At 73.9% G+C, this 19,353-nt stretch carries 19 protein-coding genes and 1 pseudogene; 2 read left to right on the forward strand and 18 right to left on the reverse strand.

Annotation, left to right across the window (positions count from 1 at the left end; all coding sequences use genetic code 11):
• Window positions 1-10: 10 nt before the first annotated feature.
• Window positions 11-322: pseudogene (locus ACZ38L_RS16255) on the forward strand (alcohol dehydrogenase catalytic domain-containing protein); the annotation flags it as partial.
• Between the two features lie 464 nt (window positions 323-786).
• Entirely contained in the window at window positions 787-1,749 is a 963-nt protein-coding gene (locus tag ACZ38L_RS16260; protein ID WP_465693426.1) for a hypothetical protein, read from the forward strand.
• 82 nt (window positions 1,750-1,831) lie between these two features.
• Here the strand turns inward: ACZ38L_RS16260 and iolD are convergent, their stop codons facing one another.
• The 18 genes from iolD to ACZ38L_RS16350 all read right to left on the reverse strand — a co-directional run bounded on the left by iolD (window position 1,832) and on the right by ACZ38L_RS16350 (window position 19,193).
• Window positions 1,832-3,712 (reverse strand): 3D-(3,5/4)-trihydroxycyclohexane-1,2-dione acylhydrolase (decyclizing), encoded by a 1,881-nt coding sequence (gene iolD / locus ACZ38L_RS16265; RefSeq protein WP_465693431.1) that lies wholly within the window; start codon window positions 3,710-3,712, stop codon window positions 1,832-1,834.
• Window positions 3,709-4,629, reverse strand: coding sequence for a 5-deoxy-glucuronate isomerase (gene iolB, locus ACZ38L_RS16270; protein ID WP_465693433.1), 921 nt, complete (start codon window positions 4,627-4,629; stop codon window positions 3,709-3,711). Before iolB ends, iolD begins: the two co-directional genes overlap by 4 nt.
• A 17-nt stretch (window positions 4,630-4,646) precedes the next feature.
• Window positions 4,647-5,540 (reverse strand): Cgl0159 family (beta/alpha)8-fold protein, encoded by an 894-nt coding sequence (locus ACZ38L_RS16275; RefSeq protein WP_465693435.1) that lies wholly within the window; start codon window positions 5,538-5,540, stop codon window positions 4,647-4,649.
• Window positions 5,537-6,568, reverse strand: a complete 1,032-nt coding sequence (iolC, locus tag ACZ38L_RS16280) for a 5-dehydro-2-deoxygluconokinase (protein ID WP_465693437.1) — start codon at window positions 6,566-6,568, stop codon at window positions 5,537-5,539. Before iolC ends, ACZ38L_RS16275 begins: the two co-directional genes overlap by 4 nt.
• On the reverse strand, window positions 6,565-7,446 hold the full coding sequence (locus ACZ38L_RS16285; RefSeq protein ID WP_465693440.1) for a TIM barrel protein: 882 nt from the start codon (window positions 7,444-7,446) through the stop codon (window positions 6,565-6,567). The genes iolC and ACZ38L_RS16285 overlap by 4 nt, the downstream gene beginning before the upstream one ends.
• Window positions 7,443-8,498, reverse strand: coding sequence for a Gfo/Idh/MocA family protein (locus ACZ38L_RS16290; RefSeq protein WP_465693443.1), 1,056 nt, complete (start codon window positions 8,496-8,498; stop codon window positions 7,443-7,445). Before ACZ38L_RS16290 ends, ACZ38L_RS16285 begins: the two co-directional genes overlap by 4 nt.
• Before the next feature lie 36 nt (window positions 8,499-8,534).
• Window positions 8,535-9,359, reverse strand: coding sequence for an ATP-binding cassette domain-containing protein (locus tag ACZ38L_RS16295; protein WP_465693447.1), 825 nt, complete (start codon window positions 9,357-9,359; stop codon window positions 8,535-8,537).
• A complete protein-coding gene (locus tag ACZ38L_RS16300) occupies window positions 9,356-10,396 on the reverse strand; it encodes an ABC transporter permease (protein WP_465693449.1) in 1,041 nt (346 codons plus the stop codon). The genes ACZ38L_RS16295 and ACZ38L_RS16300 overlap by 4 nt, the downstream gene beginning before the upstream one ends.
• Window positions 10,393-11,430 (reverse strand): substrate-binding domain-containing protein, encoded by a 1,038-nt coding sequence (locus ACZ38L_RS16305; RefSeq protein WP_465693452.1) that lies wholly within the window; start codon window positions 11,428-11,430, stop codon window positions 10,393-10,395. Before ACZ38L_RS16305 ends, ACZ38L_RS16300 begins: the two co-directional genes overlap by 4 nt.
• A gap of 223 nt (window positions 11,431-11,653) precedes the next feature.
• On the reverse strand, window positions 11,654-12,397 hold the full coding sequence (locus ACZ38L_RS16310; RefSeq protein WP_465693455.1) for a GntR family transcriptional regulator: 744 nt from the start codon (window positions 12,395-12,397) through the stop codon (window positions 11,654-11,656).
• A 115-nt stretch (window positions 12,398-12,512) separates the two neighbouring features.
• On the reverse strand, window positions 12,513-12,917 hold the full coding sequence (locus ACZ38L_RS16315) for a hypothetical protein (protein ID WP_465693457.1): 405 nt from the start codon (window positions 12,915-12,917) through the stop codon (window positions 12,513-12,515).
• Between the two features lie 98 nt (window positions 12,918-13,015).
• Window positions 13,016-13,228: a hypothetical protein gene (locus tag ACZ38L_RS16320; protein WP_465693459.1), complete on the reverse strand. Its 213-nt coding sequence runs from the start codon at window positions 13,226-13,228 to the stop codon at window positions 13,016-13,018.
• Between the two features lie 370 nt (window positions 13,229-13,598).
• Entirely contained in the window at window positions 13,599-15,347 is a 1,749-nt protein-coding gene (locus tag ACZ38L_RS16325) for a TIGR03767 family metallophosphoesterase (RefSeq protein ID WP_465693460.1), read from the reverse strand.
• A gap of 164 nt (window positions 15,348-15,511) precedes the next feature.
• Window positions 15,512-16,129: a hypothetical protein gene (locus tag ACZ38L_RS16330; RefSeq protein ID WP_465693464.1), complete on the reverse strand. Its 618-nt coding sequence runs from the start codon at window positions 16,127-16,129 to the stop codon at window positions 15,512-15,514.
• Between the two features lie 110 nt (window positions 16,130-16,239).
• Entirely contained in the window at window positions 16,240-16,941 is a 702-nt protein-coding gene (locus ACZ38L_RS16335; RefSeq protein WP_465693467.1) for a spermidine synthase family protein, read from the reverse strand.
• A 92-nt stretch (window positions 16,942-17,033) separates the two neighbouring features.
• Window positions 17,034-17,258, reverse strand: a complete 225-nt coding sequence (locus tag ACZ38L_RS16340; RefSeq protein WP_465693626.1) for a ferredoxin — start codon at window positions 17,256-17,258, stop codon at window positions 17,034-17,036.
• An 11-nt stretch (window positions 17,259-17,269) separates the two neighbouring features.
• Window positions 17,270-18,484 (reverse strand): cytochrome P450, encoded by a 1,215-nt coding sequence (locus tag ACZ38L_RS16345; protein ID WP_465693469.1) that lies wholly within the window; start codon window positions 18,482-18,484, stop codon window positions 17,270-17,272.
• An 82-nt stretch (window positions 18,485-18,566) separates the two neighbouring features.
• Complete coding sequence (locus ACZ38L_RS16350; protein WP_465693472.1) at window positions 18,567-19,193, reverse strand: TetR/AcrR family transcriptional regulator; 627 nt, start codon at window positions 19,191-19,193, stop codon at window positions 18,567-18,569.
• Between the last annotated feature and the right edge of the window lie 160 nt (window positions 19,194-19,353).

Raw genomic sequence — 19,353 nt, forward strand, 5'->3', positions numbered from 1 at the left:
GAGGTACCCCATGGACACCATGCTCGCCGGCCGTCTCCACCTCGACCCGCGGCGCTTCGCCGTCGAGGAGGTCCCGGTACCGGTCCCCGGACCGGGGGAGGTGCTCATCGAGGTCAAGGCCGCCGGAGTGTGCCTCTCCGACGTCCACCTGATCGACTCCAGCCTCACCCCCTCCCACGCCACCGGAGCCGCCGTCACCCTCGGGCACGAGGTCGCCGGCACCATCCACACCCTGGGCCCCGACCTGGCCGGGAGCTGGACGGTGGACACCCGGGTCGCCCTGCAGACCGGCCAGTCCTGCGGACGCTGCGCCAACTGCCTGCGCCGCCGCAGTCGACCAGCTCATCCGCCTGGCCTCCACCGGCCGCCTCGACCTCGCCCCCTCGATCACCGCCCACATCCCGCTGGCCGACGCCGCCGACGCGGTCGCCCAACTGGAACAGAAGAACGGCGACCCGATCCGCCTGATCCCCATCCCCCAGCGGCGCCGTGACGGGCGATCAGCGGCCGGCCGGATCCCGGGCGCGATAATGCCTTGCCGTCGCGACGGCGGGCCACGAAGCTTGGGCGGTGCCGGGCGGGGGAAGCGGCGACAGGGGGACGCCGGGGGGTCTTCGAGGCTCGGCAACTACCGATCGACCAAGCGCTCGCCGGCGACGCCGTCCGCTCTGACCTGGGCATACCGCACGTGACCCGAATACTCGTGCGAGTGATGCCCCGCCGTCAACGAACGGTCCGCGCGAGTGTATGAAAGTCGCACTACTCATCTGAGGGGGATTACCTGACATGCGCAATCGCATGCTCAAGCGTGCCGCCGTGTTCCTGATCGGCGCCACCGCGCTGGCCACCGCCGCACCCGCGGCCGTGGCCGCGCCGGCGCCGGCACCGGCGGCTGCCGCGGCACGGGCCGCGGCGGCGAAGGCCCCGACGCGGTCGACGCCGCGCCAGCACGCGCGCTCCAACGCGGCACCGGCCGCCTCCGGCGTCGCGGCGGCGCCCGTCTTCCTGAACCCGGGGCAGTCGCTGCAGCCGGGTCAGAACATGACCAGCGGTGACACCAGCCTGGTCATGCAGACGGACGGCAACCTGGTGCTCTACCTGGTCGGTCCCACCGGCCAGCACGTCCTTCCGCTGTGGGGCACCAACACCTACGGCAACAACGGCGCGTACGCCGTGATGCAGAACGACGGCAACTTCGTCCTGTACCGCCAGGGCGGCGGCGCCACCACGGGCGGCGCCCTGTGGAACAGCGGGACCTGGGGCCACTCCGGCGTGTACGCCGCGCTGGTCGACGGTGACCTGATGCTCGGCAACGACTCGGCCACCCAGCCGCTCTGGCAGACCAGGACCGGCTTCGTGCCGACCCAGGCCAACGGCCAGTACACCGACAACCCGTCGGACACCCTGGCCTCCAACACCGGCCTGCCGGGCGGAACCTGGGTGGAGTCGAACACGACCTGGCTGGTCATGCAGGCCGACGGCAACCTGGTGCTCTACCGCAAGAGCGACGGCGCCGCGCTGTGGAGCACCGGCACCTGGAACCACCCGGGCATGGTCGCCGTGATGGACAGCCAAGGCGGTCTGGACATCTACGGCAACAACCAGATCATCTGGTCCACCCGCACCTGGAACAGCCCCGGCGCCTACGCCAAGGCGCAGGACGACGGCAACGTCGTCGTCTACCAGCAGAACGGCGGGCCCAGCACGGGCGGCGCCCTGTGGCAGAGCGGGACCTGGGGCAAGGCGTAACACCCCCGGCCCCCGTCCCCGTGCCCCGCCCGGGCGAACCCGGACGGGGCACGGGGACGCGCCGGCACCGCGAGCGCCCCCCTCACAGGTGGCGGCGCTGGGTGCGTTTGGCCTGCTGGTAGCGCTCGCGGGCGCGACGGGCGGCCTCGCGGGTGGCGACCTCGGCGACCGGGACGTCCCACCAGGCGGTGGGGGCCGGAGCGGCCGGGTCCGGCGGGGCGGTCTCCACGTGCACGGCCGTGGGGCGCCTCGCCGCGCGGGCGGCGCGCAGGGCGTGGCGCAGCTCGTCGACGGTGTCGGCGCGCAGCACGTCCAGGCCCAGGCTGGCCATGTTCGCACCGAGGTCGACGGGCAGCGGCGCACCCGTGTACCGGCCGTCGGGGGCGCGGAAACGGTAGGCGGTGCCGTAGCCCTCGCCGCCCACGGCGGTGGACAGACCGCCGATGGAGGCGTAGCCGTGGTTCTGCACCAGCACCACGATGATCTTGATGCCTTCCTGGACGGCGGTGACCAGTTCACCCGACATCATCAGGTAGGTGCCGTCGCCGACCAGCGCGAACACCTCCCGCCCGGGGTCGGCCAGGCGCACGCCGAGCGCGGCGGGGATCTCGTAGCCCATGCAGGAGTAGCCGTACTCGACGTGGTACTGCCGCCGGTCGCGGGCGCGCCACAGCCGGTGCAGGTCGCCGGGGAGCGAGCCGGCCGCGTTCACCAGCACGTCCCGGTCGGTGAGGGTCTCGGCCAGCACGCCGAGCAGCTGGATCTGGGTCGGCCGCACCGCGCCGTCCGGTGCCCGCAGGGCCTCGTCGACGACCTGCCGCCAACGGCGGGCCGCCCGCGTGTAGGCGGCGCGGTGCTCGTCCGGTACCCGGTGCCCGGCCAGTGCCGTGGTGAGCTGGTCGAGGCCGCTGCGGGCGTCGGCGACCAGAGCGCTGCCGGCGAGCTTGTGGGCGTCGGGGGCGGCGATGTTGAGGCTGACGAACCGCACGTCGGGATCGGCGAACAGGGTGGCGGAGGCGGTGGTGAAGTCGGTCCAGCGGGTGCCGACACCGATCACCAGGTCGGCGCGCTCGGCCACGGCGTTGGCGGCGCCGGTGCCGGTGTGGCCGATGGCGCCCAGCTGCGCGGGATGGTCCCAGGGCAGCGAGCCCTTGCCGGACTGGGTCTCGGCGACCGGGATGCCGCTGGCCTCGGCGAGCGCGGCCAGCGCCGGCTCGGCGGCGCTGTGGTGGACGCCGCCGCCGGCCACCAGCAGCGGACGGCGCGCCGCGCGGATCAGGGCCACGGCGCGCGCCAGTTCGCCCTCGTCCGGCCCCGGCCGCCGGATCGGCCAGATCCGGTCGGCGAAGAAGGCCGTGGGCCAGTCGTACGCCTCCACCTGGACGTCCTGCGGCAGGGCGAGGGCCACGGCGCCGGTGTCCACGGGGTCGGTCAGCACCCGCACCGCCCGGAGCGCCGCGTCGATGAGCATCTCGGGCCGCCAGATCCGGTCGAAGTAGCGGCAGACCGGGCGCAGCGCGTCGTTCACCGTCAGATCGCCCGCCCACGGCGCCTCCAGCTGTTGCAGCACGGGCTCGGCGGGACGGGTCGCGAAGACGTCGCCGGGCAGCAGCAGCACGGGCAGGTGGTTGACGGTGGCCAGGGCCGCGCCGGTGACCAGGTTGGTGGCTCCGGGCCCGATCGAGGTGGTGACCGCGTGCGTGCTGAGCCGGCCGCTGTGGCGGGCGTGGCCGGCGGCGGCGTGCACCATCGCCTGCTCGTTGCGGCCCTGCAGGAAGGGCATGCCGTCGGGGCCGTCCGGGCCGGCCTGCAGGAGCGCCTGGCCGAGGCCGGCGACGTTGCCGTGACCGAAGATGCCCCAGCAGGCGGTGATCAGGCGCCGGCGCTCACCGTCGCGTTCGGTGAACTGGTGGGCCAGGAACCGCACCAGGGCCTGGGCGCAGGTCAGCCGTACGGTGGTCAACGGGATCCCTCCGAGGGGGCCGGGGCGGTGCACAACGGCAGCCTGGGGTCGGGCGGTTGCCCGGCCCAGGTGTCGCGGATCCAGGCGTGGGCGGGGTCCTCGCGGACCAGCCAGGCGCGGTCGGGGCCGCGCAGCGGGCCGGCCATGGCGTTGAGGTAGTACATGTCGTAGCCGGGGGAGGCCATCGAGGGGCCGTGGTAGCCGTCGGGGACGAGCACGGCGTCCCCGGTGCGGACCTCGGCCAGCACCCGCGAGCGGGAGGCGGCGGAGGAGGGGTAGCCGTGGTGGTAACCCGAGCCGGGGGTGCCGTCCGGTGCGTCCGCGATGGTGAACCAGTAGATCTCCTCCAGCCGCACCTCCCGGCCCGCCCGCTGCCGGTCGTGCTTGTGGGGTGGGAAGGAGGACCAGTTCCCGGCCGGGGTGAGGACCTCGACCGCGATCAGCCGGTCGGTCTCGAACACGCCGGCGCCCGCGAAGTTGTTGACCTGACGGGTGGCGTGGCCCGCGCCGCGGATCTCCACCGGCACCTCGCTCGCGGGGCCGTAGCGCAGCGGCAGCCGGGCCTGGCAGCGGGCCCCGGCCAGGGCGAACCGGCCGCCGGCCGCACTGCGCACGGTGGCGGTGGCATCGCGCGGCAGGTAGGCGAAGTCGCTGATGGCGCTGAACACGTCGGGCCGGCCGTGCAGGGCGAGCCGCCGGCCGTCGCAGTCGAGGGTGGCGGCGCCGGCCAGCGGCAGCAGGACCCACTCGCTCTCCCCGGTGGCGAAGGTGCGCTCGCCGCCGGGCGGCAGGTCCAGGATCCGCAGCGAGGTGTACTGCCAGCCCGCGCTCTCGGGGTCGATCCAGCAGCGGTGGCCCGCACGGGCCGTGCTGCCGTCGGGCAGGTGCAACCCGGCCTGGTCTGGTGCGGCGGTCAAGACGACTCCTCGAGGTTTCAGCGGACCAGCAGCGAGGCGGCGGCATCGACGGCCGCGGCGACGTCGTCGCCCGGCGGGAAGAGCAGCGTGCGGCCGATCACCAGACCGCGGATCTGCGGGATCCGCAGCGCCCGCCGCCACGACTCGTACCTCGCCTCCACGTCGCCGCCGCCCTCGCCGCCGAGCAGCAGGGCGGGCAGGGTGGTGGAGGACATCATGCGTTCCATCTCCGCCACCACCGGGACCTTGAGCCAGGTGTGGGCCGTGGTCCGGCCCAGGCCCTGGGCGATGTTGTTGGCCCACATCTGCTCGTCCGCGCTCAGCCGGTTGACGACCCGTCCGCCCTCGCGCCGCGAGCTGAACGGCTCGACCAGGGCGAGCAGACCGCGCTCGCTCAGGGCGTCGACGGCGCGGGCCGCGCCCTCCAAGGTGGCGGCCGTGCCGGCGTCGGAGGGATCCAGCCGCAGCAGCAGCTTGCCGCCGTCCAGCCCGGCGGCGGCGATGCCGGCGGCGTCGTAGCCGGTGAAGCGGTCGTCCAGTTCGAAGGCGGCCCCGGGCAGGCCACCGCGGTTCATCGAACCGAGCACCAGCTTGTCGTCCAGGGCGCCGAGCAGGGTGAGGTCCTCGACCAGGTCGGCGGTGCCGAGGAACCCGTCGACACCGGGACGGGCGAGGGCCTCGACGCAGCGGGCGAGCAGTTCGTGCCGGTCGCCCATCGCACCACCCCGCCCGCCCGCCGCCAACGCCCCGCGGGCGGGGTGGTCGGCGGCCAGCACGAACAGCGGCCGGGCCAACCCCGCGCGGTCGAAGGGCAGGCGGCGCAGCAGCGCCTGGCGCACGGCGCCGGGGTCGGTGGCCCGCAGCTCGGTGAGCCGGTCGAGATCCGGGCGTGGCCGGGAGGTGAGGCTCAATCGGGCTCCTCCCAGATCCGTGGGATGCCGGCGGTACGGCCGCGCGGGGGCACGGTGAGCGGCGGGTCCTGGGGGCGGCGGCGGAAGTGACGCCACAGCAGTTCCCTGATCTCGTGCGGTTCGGGCATGTCGTCGGCGCAGGCCAGGCGCCCGGCGACGAACGCGCCGGCGGCGTTGGCGGTCTCGACGACCTCCCGCAGCGCCCGCCCGGCCAGCAGCCCCGCCGCCAGCGCCCCGCCGAAGGCGTCGCCGGCCCCCAGGCCGTTGACCACCCGGACCGGGATCGGCTCGATGACGACCTCCTCGCCCGGGCTGCGGGCGAGCACGCCGCGCGGCCCCTGTTTGATCACCGCGAGCCGCACCCCGCGCTCCAGCAGCAGGTCGGCGGCCCGGTCCGGGTCGTCGGTGCCGACCGCGACCTTGGCCTCGGCACGGTTGCCGACCGCGATGGTGGCCAGCTCCAGCGCGCGGGCGTACCAACCGGTGGCCTCCTCGGGCCGTTGCCAGAACGAGGGCCGCCAGTCCAGGTCGAGGACGGTGTCGGCGTCCGGGCCGCGCTGACCGGCGGCCAGCAGGGTGGTGGCGCGGGAGGGTTCGACGGCCAGGCCACCGCCGGTGATCCAGATCATCCGAGCCCGGGCGAACGCCGCCAGGTCCAGGTCCTGGCCGGTCAGGCACTGGTCGGGGGCGACGGGGGAGCGGTAGAAGAGGATCGGGAAGTCGTCCGGCGGGTGGATCTCGCAGAACACCACGGGGGTCAGCCGCCCGGGCACGGTGACCACCTGGCTGTCGTCGACCCCGAAGCCGCGCAGCGCCGAGCGGACGTACGTGGCGAACGGGTCGTCGCCCACGCCGGTGACCACCGCGGTGCGCAGGCCGTGCCGGGCGGCGGCGACCGCGACGTTGGTGGCCGTGCCGCCCAGCGACCTGGCGAACTCGCCGACCTCGGCGAGCGGCACCCCGCTCCGCTTGGGGTAGAGGTCGACGCCGACCCGGCCCAGGGCGATCAGGTCGTGGGGCGCGCTCACGGCCGCCCCAGGGCGCGCAGGAAGTCCAGGCCGGCCCGCACGTCGCCGATCGGCCCCTGGCCCGGAGCGGGCTCCGCGCTCAGAACGGTGTCCTGCTCCAGCACGTACCAGCCGCCGTAGCCGTGGCCCTGCAGGGCGCGGACCAGGGCGGCGATGTCGACGTCACCCCGCCCCAGCGGCCGGTACAGCCCCGCCGCCACCGCCTGCGCGTACCGCAGCCGGCCGGCCCGCACCAGGGCGGCGAGGCCGGCGTCGACGTCCTTGAGGTGGACGTGGGCGATCCGCCCGGGATGCCGCCGGGCCACCTCGAGCGGATCGGTGCCGCCGGCCAGCAGGTGGCCGGTGTCCAGGCAGAGCGGGACACCGCCGCCCTCCAGCACCCGTCCCACCTCCGCGGGACCCTCGACCAGGGTCCCCAGGTGCGGGTGCAGCGCCGCGGTGACGCCGTGCGCGGCGGCCAGCTCGCAGACCGCGCCGAGGTTGGCCAGCAGGGTGCGCCAGCCGGGCGCGTCCAGCTCGGGCCGCCGGTCGTAGCCGCCCCGGCCGGTGGCGGCGGCGACCACCAGCGTGTGGGCGCCGCAGGCACCCAGCGCCGCCAGCGCGGTACGCGCGGCGGGCAGCGGGTCATGGCCCGCCTCGTGCAGCACGAGCGGCACGAAGGCGCCGACCGCCACCAGGCCGTGCGCGCGCAGGGTCGCCGCGCGCCCGGCCGGATCCAGGGGCAGGAAACCGTCCGGGCCGAACTCGGTCGCGGTGAACCCGAGCTGCGCCATCTCGGCGAGCACCCGGGCAGGAGCGAGCTGGTGACCCCAGCCGGGGACCTCGCACACGCCCCAGGAGATCGGCGCGGCCGCGACCCGCAGCGCGCCCGCGCTCAACAACTCGCCTCCCGACCACGGCCGCTGGTGGCGAGGGCGGCGGCGCGCACGCTCTCCACCGACACCGGGCCACCGAGCGCGCGGGAGCGCTCGCAGGCCTCGGCCACCAGCAGCGCCTCCAGGGCGTCCTGCCCGGTACACGGGCTGGGAGCGCGCCCGCGGGCGACGTCGAGGAAGGCGGCGAGCTCGGCCCGGTAGGCGTCGTGGAAACGGTCGAGGAAGTTCGGCCACGGCCGCCGCGGACCCACTCGCGCGCCGGGTTCGGCCGAGCTGAGCGGGGTGCGCTCGTCCAGACCGACGGTGATCTGCGCCCGGCTGCCGCCGAGCTCCATCCGCACGTCGTAGCCGGCGCCGTTGTAGCGGGTGCCGGTGCAGTTGACCAGCGTGTCGTCGTCCAGGGTGAGCACCACCGCGGCGGTGTCCACGTCCCCGGCGGCGGCGAACGAGGCGTCCCCGCGGTTGGCCCCGGCCGCGTACACCCGCACCACCTCACGCCCGGTCACCCAGCGCACCGCGTCGAAGTCGTGGACCAGGCAGTCCCTGAACAGGCCACCGGAGCCGGGCAGGTAGTCGGGTGGCGGGGGCTCGGCATCGGCGGTGATGGTCCGGATGGTGTGCACGAAGCCCAGCTCACCCGAACGGTAGGCCCGCCGAGCGGCGACATGGCCGGCGTCGAAGCGCCGCTGGAAACCCACTTGGAGCACGGTGTCGCCCTTCTCGACCTCGCGCAGGGCACCCAGGGTGCCGGGCAGGTCGATGGCGATCGGCTTCTCACAGTAGGTGGGCAGGCCCAACCGCGCCGCCCGGCCGATCAGTTCGGCGTGCGCGTCGGAGGCGGCCGCGATGACCACCGCGTCCGGACCGGCGGCCAGCACCTGCGCCACCGTGTCGTACGCACGCACCGCGGCCGGTCCGCCGAGCCGCTGGGCGGCGGCGTGGGCCCGGGCCGGATCCGCGTCGGCGATCAGCAGGTCACCAACCGCGGGATGCTGGGCGAGAGTTGAGGCGTGGAAGAGGCCGATTCGGCCTGCTCCGAGGAGACCGACACGCATGGCGGGCCTTTCGTCGGGTGGCTCGGCAAAACGGGATCACGGACTTCCGGGGCCGGCATCGGTGCGTAACTCGTGCTCCAGCACGTCGAGCTCGACCCCACCGGCCATCTGACGGGTGAGTTCGGCCAGCGAGATGTCGCCCTTCGCGTAGCAGCCCAGGCTCCGCCCCCGCTTCAACAGCAGGAAACGGTCACCCACCGGGTGGGCGTGGTGCGGATTGTGGGTGATCAGCACCACCCCCAGCCCCCGGTCCCGGGCCCGCGCGACGTGACGCAGCACCATTCCGGCCTGCTTGACCCCCAGCGCCGCCGTCGGCTCGTCCAGGATCAGCACCCGGGCCCCGAAGTGCACGGCCCGGGCGATCGCCACGCACTGCCGCTGCCCACCCGACAACGTGCCGACCGGCTGCTCCACGTCACGCAGCTCGATGCCCAGCTCGGCCAGCGCCGCCCGCGCCCCCTCCCGCCCCAGCCGCCGATCCAGCAGCCGCACCGGACCGAAGCGGCGGGTGGGCTCCGAACCGAGGAAGAAGTTGCGCCACACGCTCATCAGCGGCACCACCGCCAGGTCCTGGTAGACCGTGGAGATCCCCCAATCCAGCGCCTGGCGCGGGGAGGCGAAGCGGACCGGCACCCCCTCCAGCAGCAGCTCACCGCTGGTGTGCTGGTGCGCCCCCGAAAGGATCTTGATCAGGGTGGACTTGCCGGCGCCGTTGTCCCCCAGCACACAGGTCACCTCACCCGCCGTCACCCGCACGCTGACCTCGTGCAGCGCGCTGACGCTCCCGTACCTCTTGCCGATCGCCCGGGCCTCCAACAGCGGCGGCGCGCCCACGCCGCCCGCGGCGCTGACGGTGTTCAACGGCGGACCCTCTCGGCTCGGCGACGGAAGGTGTTGTTGACCAGGACCGCGCAGATCAGCATCAGACCCAGGAACAGCATGAACCAGTCACTGTCCCACCGCGCGAAGACGATCCCCTGCCGCGCCATCCCGAAGATCAGCGCGCCGATCGCCGCGCCGACCGCGGACCCGAAACCGCCGGTCAGCAGGGACCCCCCGATCACCGCGGCGACGATGTACTGGAACTCCAACCCGACCCCCTGGTCGGCCTGCACGGTGGTGTAGCGCAGCAGGTTGACGCTGCCCACCAGCCAGGCCGCCGCCGAGGTGCCCATGAAGAGCAGGACCTTGGTGCGCCGCACCGGCACGCCGACCTGCCGCGCACTGGCCGCCGAACCGCCCACCGCGAAGATCCAGTTACCGAAGCGGGTCCGCAGCAGGACCACCGAGGCGAGCGCGGTCACCCCGATCCACCACGCGATCGAGACCGGGAAGGCGGTGTGGCCGACGTCCATGGTGGAGGCGAACACCCAGCCGGCCGACAGGTAGCCGCCGGTCGCCCGCATCCCGCTGACCTGCACGGTCCCGGTGACAGCCCGGGTCACCCCGAGGTCGAGCCCCTGCAACGCCAGGAACGAGCCCAGCGTGACGATGAAGCTCGGCAGCCCGGTGCGCACCACCAGCCACCCGTTCAGCCCCCCGACGGCCAGCGCGAACAGCAACGCGACCAGCAGCGCCGGCCACACGTTCCACCCGGCGCGGACCGACAGCAGCGAGGTCACCAACGCGCTCGAGGCGGTCATCACCCCCGCCGAGAGGTCGAACTCCCCACCGATCATCAGCAGCGCCACCGCGACCGCCGTGATCCCCAGCGTGGCGGAGTCGTCCAACCAGGTCGCCGCCCCCAGCGGGCTGAGGAACTCACCCGTGATCGCCGAGAAGAACAGGAAGACCAGCAGCGCGCCGAGCAGCGCGCCCAGTTCGGGCCGCAACAGCAACCGGTGCGACAGCGCGGGGCGCTCCTCGACCTGGCCCACCCCCGGGCCGGCGGCGCTCATCGGGTCCCCCGCGCGGCGAACGCGGCGACCTGGTCCACGTTCGACCGGTCGACGAACGCCGGCCCGGTCAGCACCGGCAGCCCACCACCCACCGTGTTGCCGTTGCCCCGGTAGAGCTTGAGCATCACGATCGGCAGATAGCCCTGCTCGTACTGCTGCTGGTCCACGGCGAACGAGATGCTCCCACCCCGGATCGCCGCCAGCACGTCGGGGTTGACGTCGAAGGTGGCCACCTCCGCCTTCGAGCCGACCGCCTTGACGGCCTGCACGGCCTCGGCGGCGACCTGGGCGTTCAGGGCGAGCACACCGTCCAGCGCCGGATCGGCCTGCAGCGCGCCACGGATCCGCGCCAGCGTGTCGGTGGGATCGTCGCCGTTCACCTGGAGATCCACCACGTCCCCGCCGAAGCCCTGCCCGGCGCCGTCACAACGCTGGGTGAGGCCGATGTTCCCGGCCTCGTGGATCACGCAGAGGATCCTGTGCAGGCCCTGCCCCTTGAGTCTGGCGCCCGCGCCCCGGCCGGCCACCGACTCCTCCTGCCCCACATGGCCGATCGCCCCGAACGCCGCGCTGTCCGCCGAACCGGAGTTGACGGTCACCACCGGGATGCCCGCCGCCACCGCCGCCCTGACCGAGGCCCGCAACGCGTCCGGATCGGCCATCGAGACCACCAGCCCGCCCACGTGCTGCGCCACCGCGTTGTCGACCAGCCGGGACTGCGCGGCCGGATCCGGATCGGAGTCGTAGGCGACCTGCACGCCCAGCTGCCGGCCCGCGTCCAGCGCACCGTTCTTGACGACGCTCCAGAACGCGTCACCCGCACCACCATGGGTGATCACCGCGACCCGCAGGGCACCACCGCCCACCGGCGCGACGGAACCGACCGGCGCGCCGACGGCGCCCTGCGCACCGGGACCGCTGCACGCCGAGCCGAGCAGCAGCGCCGCCACCCCCGCACAGGCCACCGCCAGCGGACGTAACCGCCGTCGCCGGGCGCCGGGTTGCCGGCCTTCGGGAATCCACGAGAGGGTCATGGCACTGCCTCCAGGGGCGGGGTACGACCCGCGTACGGAACGCGGGGAACCGTGACGGTGGAGAGGCGACATGCAAGGAGCCTGGGGCTGCCCTCGGTGCTGCTCGGTGAGGCTCGCCGAGGTGCCACACAGACTGGTATCAGGAAGTCCGTATGTCAAGACATAATGACCAATTGGCATTGACCACCACCCCACGGCCAACACCGGCCAGCGCCAGCGCGGTTCAGCGCGTCGGCAGCGTCAACTCGAAGGAGTACCGCGACGACCGGTACAGGTGCTCGCCGTGCTCCACCGGCCGCCCGTCGACGTCGAAGGCGGTACGGCGCATCGTCAACAGCGGCGCGCCGCGCCCCTCCCGCAGCAGCCGCGCCTCGCTCGCCGAGGCACGCTTGGCCCCGATCGACTGCTCGGCCGCCCCCAACCGCACCCCGGCCCCGCGCAGCCGCTCGTACAGCCCGCCACCGGCCAGCAGCCGCTCGCTCATCGGACACAGGCCCACCGGCAGGTGGTTGCGCAGCAGCGCCAACGGCTCCCCGTCCGCGAACCGCAGCCGCTCAACGGCCCACACCTCCACACCCACCGCGAGCTGCAGCGCCGCCGCGACCTGCTCGGGCGCCGCCACCCGCGCCAGCCGCAGCACCTGGGTGTGCGGTCTGCGCCGGGCCCGCACCAGGTCGTCGTACAGGCTGGTCAGCTCCACCTGCCGGCGCACCCGACCGTGCACCACCTGCGTCCCCACCCCGCGCTTGCGGCTCAGCAACCCCTTGTCCACCAGGTGCTGGATCGCCTGACGCATCGTCGGCCGGGACAGTCCCAACTCCCCGGCCAGTGCCACCTCGTTCTCCAGCCGCGCCCCGGCCGCCAGCTCCCCGGAGGAGATCAGCTGCTCCAGCCGCTCGGCGACCTGGAAGTACAGCGGAATCGGGCTCGACCGGTCGACTCTGATCAGCTCGGCGAGGGTCGTCATCGAGACTCCGCGGCAGCAGGAACGGGAGGGCGCCAGCCATTATCACGCATCCGAACGCGCATATGGTCCGTATGTCAGGTTGACGTGTTGACAGCGCCGGTCACCCGATCCGCCGTCACCTCACGACGACCGCGGCCCGCCAGGCGAGGACCAGACGCGGGCAGAGGCGCCCGGGGGCGGGACGGCAGCTCCTGCCCGAGGTGAGGTCACTCGTGCCGGCGCCGACGGCGCGGAAGGACCCGAACGCGTCGCCGCCCGGCGAGGTCCCGCCGCCGGTCCGCTCCAGGACACCGGGGTCGGTGGCCTGCGGCGCGCTCCACGCCCAGGTGTTCCCGTCGCCGTCGCGGACCCCGGCCAGCTGGACCCTCACCACGTCGTCGCGCGCCACGCTCACCGTCCGCCCCTCGTCCGCGCCGCTCAGTGTGACGGTCCGGCTGGACGGCAGCGCGGGAGCGGGCGCGGCGCCGCAGAGCGCCGTCGCGGCCAGCAGCACACCCAGCGCCATGGAAGCGGTCTTCAACGTGCACCCTCTCGACTGGACGGACCCCCGCCGACCGTCCTACGCCCGCCCGGCACCCGGCGGGGCGCCTTCCCCACCGGTTCACCGCCTCGGGGAAGTCAGCCGAACTCCTTGACGACGTGCTCGGCCGCCTGGTGCTCGGCGGTGTGCGGGTCGAGTTCGTCCAGCGACAGCAGGTCGGTGTCGTCGGTGAGGTACTTCTCCCAGGCCGCGGCCATCTTCTGCTGCGTCTCGTTCGGCAGTTGCCGCACGCCCTCCCGGCTGGCCGGAGTGAGGGCGTTGAGGAACCTCGTCAAGCTGTCGGTCTGCATGCCTCTTCCTCTTCCAACCGCACCCGGCCGTATCAACACGAAGGCGGCCCGGATCACTCGATCGATGCATTGCGTTCGGTGTACGGACGGGCGGCACCGGCGGCTGGGCGGTGCGCGGTGCTTACCGGACTCTCCCGGCTGATCCACCGTGGTGACCCGCGACAACAGCCTCTCCGGGCTGGCCGGTCCCACCGCCTCCGAGCTCGCTCCGCTGACCGGTTGTCACCCATCCGGCCACCTGCGGACACCTCGGCCGCCCTCGCCGCCGGCAGCGCCCCGCTGCGGCCCGGACCCGGGCCGGCCGCCGCCGACGGCGACCGGCCCCACCGAGGACCGGCCGCGGGCCGCCCTGGTCCGGTCAACTCCTCTGTCAGTGGCCGGGCTTGGCCAGCAGCAGCTCGGTGTTGTGGTCCAGTGCGGTGCCGAGCTTGACGGCCGGGGTGGCGTAGGGGTCGTTGAAGGACAGTTCGCGGTAGAGCGCGGCCAGGCCGGCGTCGGAGGTGTCGGCGAAGTCGGTGGCGTAGCGGGCGGCGGACTCGATCAGGGTGGTGAACAGCGAGAGGGTGCCGTCGCCGTTGTCGACGATTTCGATGATCCTGGCGTGCTGCGGGTAGTCGATGTGCGAGGCGGTGTTGATCTCCCAGAACGCGCGCTCGGCGACGGCGTGGCCGTGCGCGGTGATCCGGTTCTGGTGGCTGTGGCCGTTCACCCAGGCCACCACGTTGGGGTAGCGCTGGAGCAGGGTCACCAGCTCGGTGCCGTTGTGCCGCTTCTCGAAGAGGTGACGCGGGTCGGGCAGCAAGTTGCCCATGGTGGTGCTGGTGTGGTGGCTGAACAGCACGATCAGGTCGTTGCCCGCCCCACCGCGCACCAGGTGCCCGTCGGGGTCGTACCAGTGGTCGCTGTGGGACTGCAACTGCTGTTCCAACCAGCCAAGTTGGGCGGTTCCGATGGATCCGTCCGCCCAGCCGGCCGCGTTGGTGGTGTCCAGGCTGACGCCGAGCACCCCGTCCGCGATCCGGAAGGTGTAGTAGAGGGTGCCGCTGGCGGCGGCGTCCGCGGTGAACCCGTGGCCGACCGGGCCCGGGCCGGTGTAGGCCGGGTTGAGGTGGGCCTTGGCGAACTCCTTGACGGTGAAGGGCTTGCGGCGCTCGTCGGGGGTGACGTGGCGCACCGCGTCGGCGTCCGAGAGCAGTCGGCCCAGCAGCAGCACGGCGGAGGCCGGGTCGTGTTGCAGCAGGGCGGCCAGCTTCGCCGCGTCCGCGTCGTCGCAGCCCTCCAGCTTGCGATCGCCCGTGTAGACGGAGCCCAGCAGGCCGAGGTCGGGCAGGGTGCCCTCGATGCTGTCGTCGTGGTTGCCGACGGTGGTGTACCAGGGCACCCGCAGGCCCGGCGCGTTGAACGGGCGTCCGGCGGCGGTCAGGAAGCCGGGTATCTCGGGGAAGCCCACCGCCTTGTAGGAGTCCTGGTAGGACAGTTCGGGGTTCCAGTAGGCGGCGCCGCCGCTGTTCTGCACGCCCTCGTAGCGGCTCGGGTCGCCACTGTTGGGGGTCAGCTGACCGCCGCTCATCACCGAGAGGTACCAGTCGAGTTCGATCTGCTCGTGGTTGTCGGTGTTGTCACCGGTGGCCATCACCAGGCTGAACGGCAGCCCGGTGTACGGGCCGGTGGCCAGCGAGTTGACCCGCTCGATGAGCGAGGAGGCGCCGCGCACGGTGAGCGTCTCCTGCGGGCGGTACGCGCCGTCGAGCCAGCGGGCCAGGTACTCGAAGCGGGTCGGCGACTCGCTGTCGACCAGGTGCAGGTCGGTGAACTGGACGAAGCTGGCCAGCGCGGTGCGGCGGTCGTCGCGCCCGGGCGCCGCGGCGGCGAGGTCGGGGCGGACCACCAGCGGCCAGCCCGGTCCGGCCAGCAGCCGCCGGTAGCCGGTGGCGCCGGTGGGGGTGGCCACCTGCTCCAGGGTCGTCCCACCGATCCGCACGGCACGGGCCGCGCCCGCCGCCAGGGCGCGATCCCGCTCGGTCGCCGAGGCGAAGGTTCCGCCGGCCAGGGACAGCGCGGCCGTGGCGGCCACGGCGGAGGCGCCGCCGATGAAGCGGCGCCGGCTGATCGCGGACATCTGGGATCCCCCTCCTGACGCTCCGACCGGCCCCCTGCCGGCCGAGAGCGCACGTTACCCGCAGGTAGCCGCCAGGGAACCGGCCCTGCGGGCAAACACTTCACCAACAGCGGGCGACAGTTCATCGTCGCCACCGCTGCGGGGCGCGCGGGTGGGGGAGCGGGTCAGTAGCGCTGGGCCTGGACCACCTTGGCCACCAGGGCCGCGTCGGGGTCCTTCGGGGTGTAGGCGATCGCCGAGCCGCTGGCGCCGGGCGCGACGTCCCTGGAGCCGACCACGGTGCTGTCGACGGCGTGGCCCGAGGGGTCGAGGAACTCCACCTTCACGGCGTAGGAGGCGGTGGCGTTCGTGCGGTTCATGACGGTCACCACGGCCGCGTTGACGCCGCCGGAGCGGTCCTTCGGCAGGCCGGTGAGGGTCACGTCCCCCACCGCGTTGCCGCTGCCGCTGGCCGAGGCCAGCGCGTTCTCGGCCTCGCTGCGGTTGGCCGAGGCCTGGGCCGACACGGACGCCTCGAAGGAGGCCGCCGCCGCCGAGGCCGAGGCCGCCGCGGCCGAGGTGGACGCCTTGGCCGCGGAGGCGAGGGAGGCGACGGGAGCCGGGGGCGAGCCGGAGAAGCTGCTGGGGTTCGGCGAGAAGCTGCCGCCGCTGGCGGCGGGCTTCGCCGTCGTGTGGGAGGAGCCGCAGGCGGTCAGTGCCAGCATCCCGGCGGCACAGGCCACCGCGATCACCGCCACGCCGTCCGGGCGCCCGCCCGGCACCCACTCGCTGATTCGTCGCACGCCATCCGCCTGAGGTCGCGGTCGGGCCCGGCCGGCCCGGCTTCGGGCACCACCTTCACCCGGCCCGGTGAGCGGCGGCCACTCGTGCTGACCCGTTCGGGTCCGTACCGTCAGGGGCGGCGGGCCAGGTGCACCACGTCCGGCGCGCCGGTGGCCACCGCGACCTCGAGGGTGCGCACGTCGGCGTAGCCGGCGGCCCGCAGCGCCTGCTCGAAGGCGGCCGAGGGCCGGGCACTCCAGATGGCCAGGACCCCGCCCGCCTTGAGCCGGCGCTGGGCGGCGGCCAGCCCGGCCGGGCCGTAGAGGGCCGAGTTCGCGTCGGTGACCGTCCAGTCGGGGCCGTTGTCGATGTCGAGGCAGAGCGCGTCATAGCCCTCCCCGTCGGCCTCCAGACAGGCCAGCAGGTCGGTGTGCAGGACGGTGACCCGCGGATCGTCGAGGGCGCCGGCGGAGAAGGCGGCCAGCGGGCCGCCACGGTGCCAGTCGATGATGGCGTCCTCGCGTTCCACCACGGCGATGCGCCCCCAGCGCGGCTCGGCGGCCGCGTACGCCAGCGAGAAGCCCACCCCCAGGCCGCCGATCAGCACCGAGGGGCGGGGCGTGCCGAGTTCGTCGAGCGCGGCCTGGACCAGCAGCCGCTCGGAGCGGCCGTCGGCGGTGTCCATCAGGAAGCAGCCGTTGGCGATGATCTCGAAGTGTTCGCCGCGCCGGCGCAGCACCACCTCCCCGTACGGTCCCTCGCGTCGCTCCAGCGTGACGGCGCTCTCTTCCTGGTCGCGGGGTTCCTGGTCGCGGGCGGGCGGTGCGGACATGGCGGGCGGGTCCCTCTGGTCTGACTGGCTCGTGATGACCCGTCAGACCCTAGTCGCACACCGCCCGCCCCGGCGCCCGGATGACAGCGCGCTCAGGACTGCTCGCCAGGCTCCTCTCCGGGCTCCTCGACGATGCTGATCACCGCGTTGGGGCACAGCGCCGCGGCCAGCCGGGCGGCGCCGTGCTGCTCGGGCGGGGGCTGGGCGTCGAGCAGCACGACGGTGCCGTCCTCGTCGGACTGGTCGAAGAGTTCGGGCGCGTTGAGGGCGCACTGCCCGGCGCCGCGACAGCGGTCGTGGTCGATCTCGATCCGGATCTTCACCGCGCTCACCCCCAGGTGAGGGGAAGCGCGTGGACGCCGTAGATGGCCATGTCGTCGCGCATCGGGACCTGCTCGGGCGGCACGGCCAGGCGCAGCGTGGGGAAGCGCTCGAAGAGCGCGGGGAAGGCGATCGACATCTCCACCCGGGCCAGCTGCTGGCCCAGGCACTGGTGGATGCCGTGCCCGAAGGAGACGTGCTGGGAGGGTTCGCGGGTGAGATCGAGCTCCCCGGGGCGCTCGAAGTGCTCGGGGTCCCGGTTGGCCGCGGGCAGCGAGGCGAGCACGGTCTCCCCGGCGCGGATCCGGCGCCCGGCGATCTCGACGTCCTCGCGGGCCACCCGCACGGTGCCGAACTGCACGATGGTCAGGTAGCGCAGCAGCTCCTCGACGGCCCGGTCGATGTCCTGCGGGTGCTCGAGCAGCCGGCGCAGCTGCTCGGGGTGGGTCAGCAGGGTGAAGGTGCCCAGCGCCAGCATGTTCGCCGTGGTCTCGTGGCCGGCCACCAGCAGCAGCCGCCCGATCCCCGCCACCTCCCGGTCGTTCAGCCGGCCCTCCGGGCCGTCGTCGGCGATCAGGGTGCTGAGCAGGGCGTCGTCGGGGTGCTTCCGCTTGTCGGCCACCAGGCCGAGCATGTAGTCGCGCAGCTCGTCCCGGGCCACCAGCGCGGTCTCCTCCGGCACCTCCAGGTTCAGCAGGGTCGAGGTCCAGTGCTGGAACCGCTCGCGGTCGGCGTAGGGCACGCCGAGCAGCTCGCAGATGACCAGGGAGGGGATCGGCAGGGAGAACGTCTTCACCAGGTCCACCGGCGGCCCGGTGCGCTCCATCGCGTCCAGGTGCTCCGCGGTGATCTGCTCGATCCGCGGCGCCAGCGCGCGCATCCGGCGCACCGTGAAGTAACGGGTGAGCATCCGCCGGTAGTGGGTGTGCTCGGGGGGATCCAGCGACAGGAGCATGCCGGAGCGGGGCCCCACGTCCTCCGGGCGGAACGGGATCCGCCGCACCGGGGAGGAGGCCCGCAGCCGGTCGGAGCTGAACCGGTCGTCCGCCAGCAGGGCGCGGACGTCCTCGTGCCGGGTCAGCAGCCAGCCGGTCTTCCCGTCGGGGAAGGCCAGCCGGGCGACCGGGTCCTGCGCGCGCAGGCGCTCGTACTCCTGCGGCGGGTCGAACGGGCAGCCGCGGTGGGTCGGCATGGTCACCGCGGCAGGCTGGGTGGTGGTCATGGGAGGTGGTCCCTTCGTCCAGCCGTGCTCTTCGGGGCCCTCGCTTCCGGGCCCTCCAATCGCAGGGTAGTACGACATCGTTCTATCCGGGAGGTGTACGCGTCCGATCCGGCGGCGGGTCCGCCCCCCGCCCCCCGCGCCCGCCACCCGACTGACCCAGCAGCGGGGCCAGCGCTCCGTCCACGATCCGGTCGATCAGCTCGGGACCGGGTTCCTCCTCCTGGACCAGCACGTGCATCAGCACGAGCGCGAACGGCATCTCCAGAAGCAGCTCCCCATCGACGCCCGCCGGGATCTCCCCCCGCCGGCGCGCCCTGGCCAGGGCCGACTCGGCGGCCGCCCGCACCGGACGCCGCAGCCGCTCGCGGCGCAGACCGGCGAGCTCGGCGTCCGTCCGGCTGCCCTCGAGTAGGGCGATCAGCAGCCCGCGGTCGTACCGCGTCCAGCCGGCCAGCCACGAGCGCAGCAGCCGTCGGACGTCCTCGACCAGACAGCCCGTGTCCTGGTCGGCCAGCACCGGCTCGTGCTCCTGCAGCGCGTCCACCACCAGCTGCGCCTTGGAGGGCCAGCGCTGGTACAGGGTGGCCTTGCTGGCCCGGGCGCGCTGGGCGACCAGGTCCATGGTCAGCCGCTCGTAGCCCACCTCGGCGAGCAGCGTGAGCACCGCGTCCAGCACCTCCCGGCGCCGGCCCGGGTTGCTCAGCGGCACCTTGCGCAGCCTCCCCGCGCTCTGCCCGCCCGGACCCCCAGCTCCACTCGCCACCCGATCCATCTCCCTCGCCCGCGCGGCCACCCGCGTCGGCCCGCGGTGTATGCACGGTACCCACCGGGCCCTCGAGGCGGCCACGACCGCCAGGCCCAGGGGCCGC

This window comes from Kitasatospora sp. NPDC024654, from assembly GCF_055559155.1.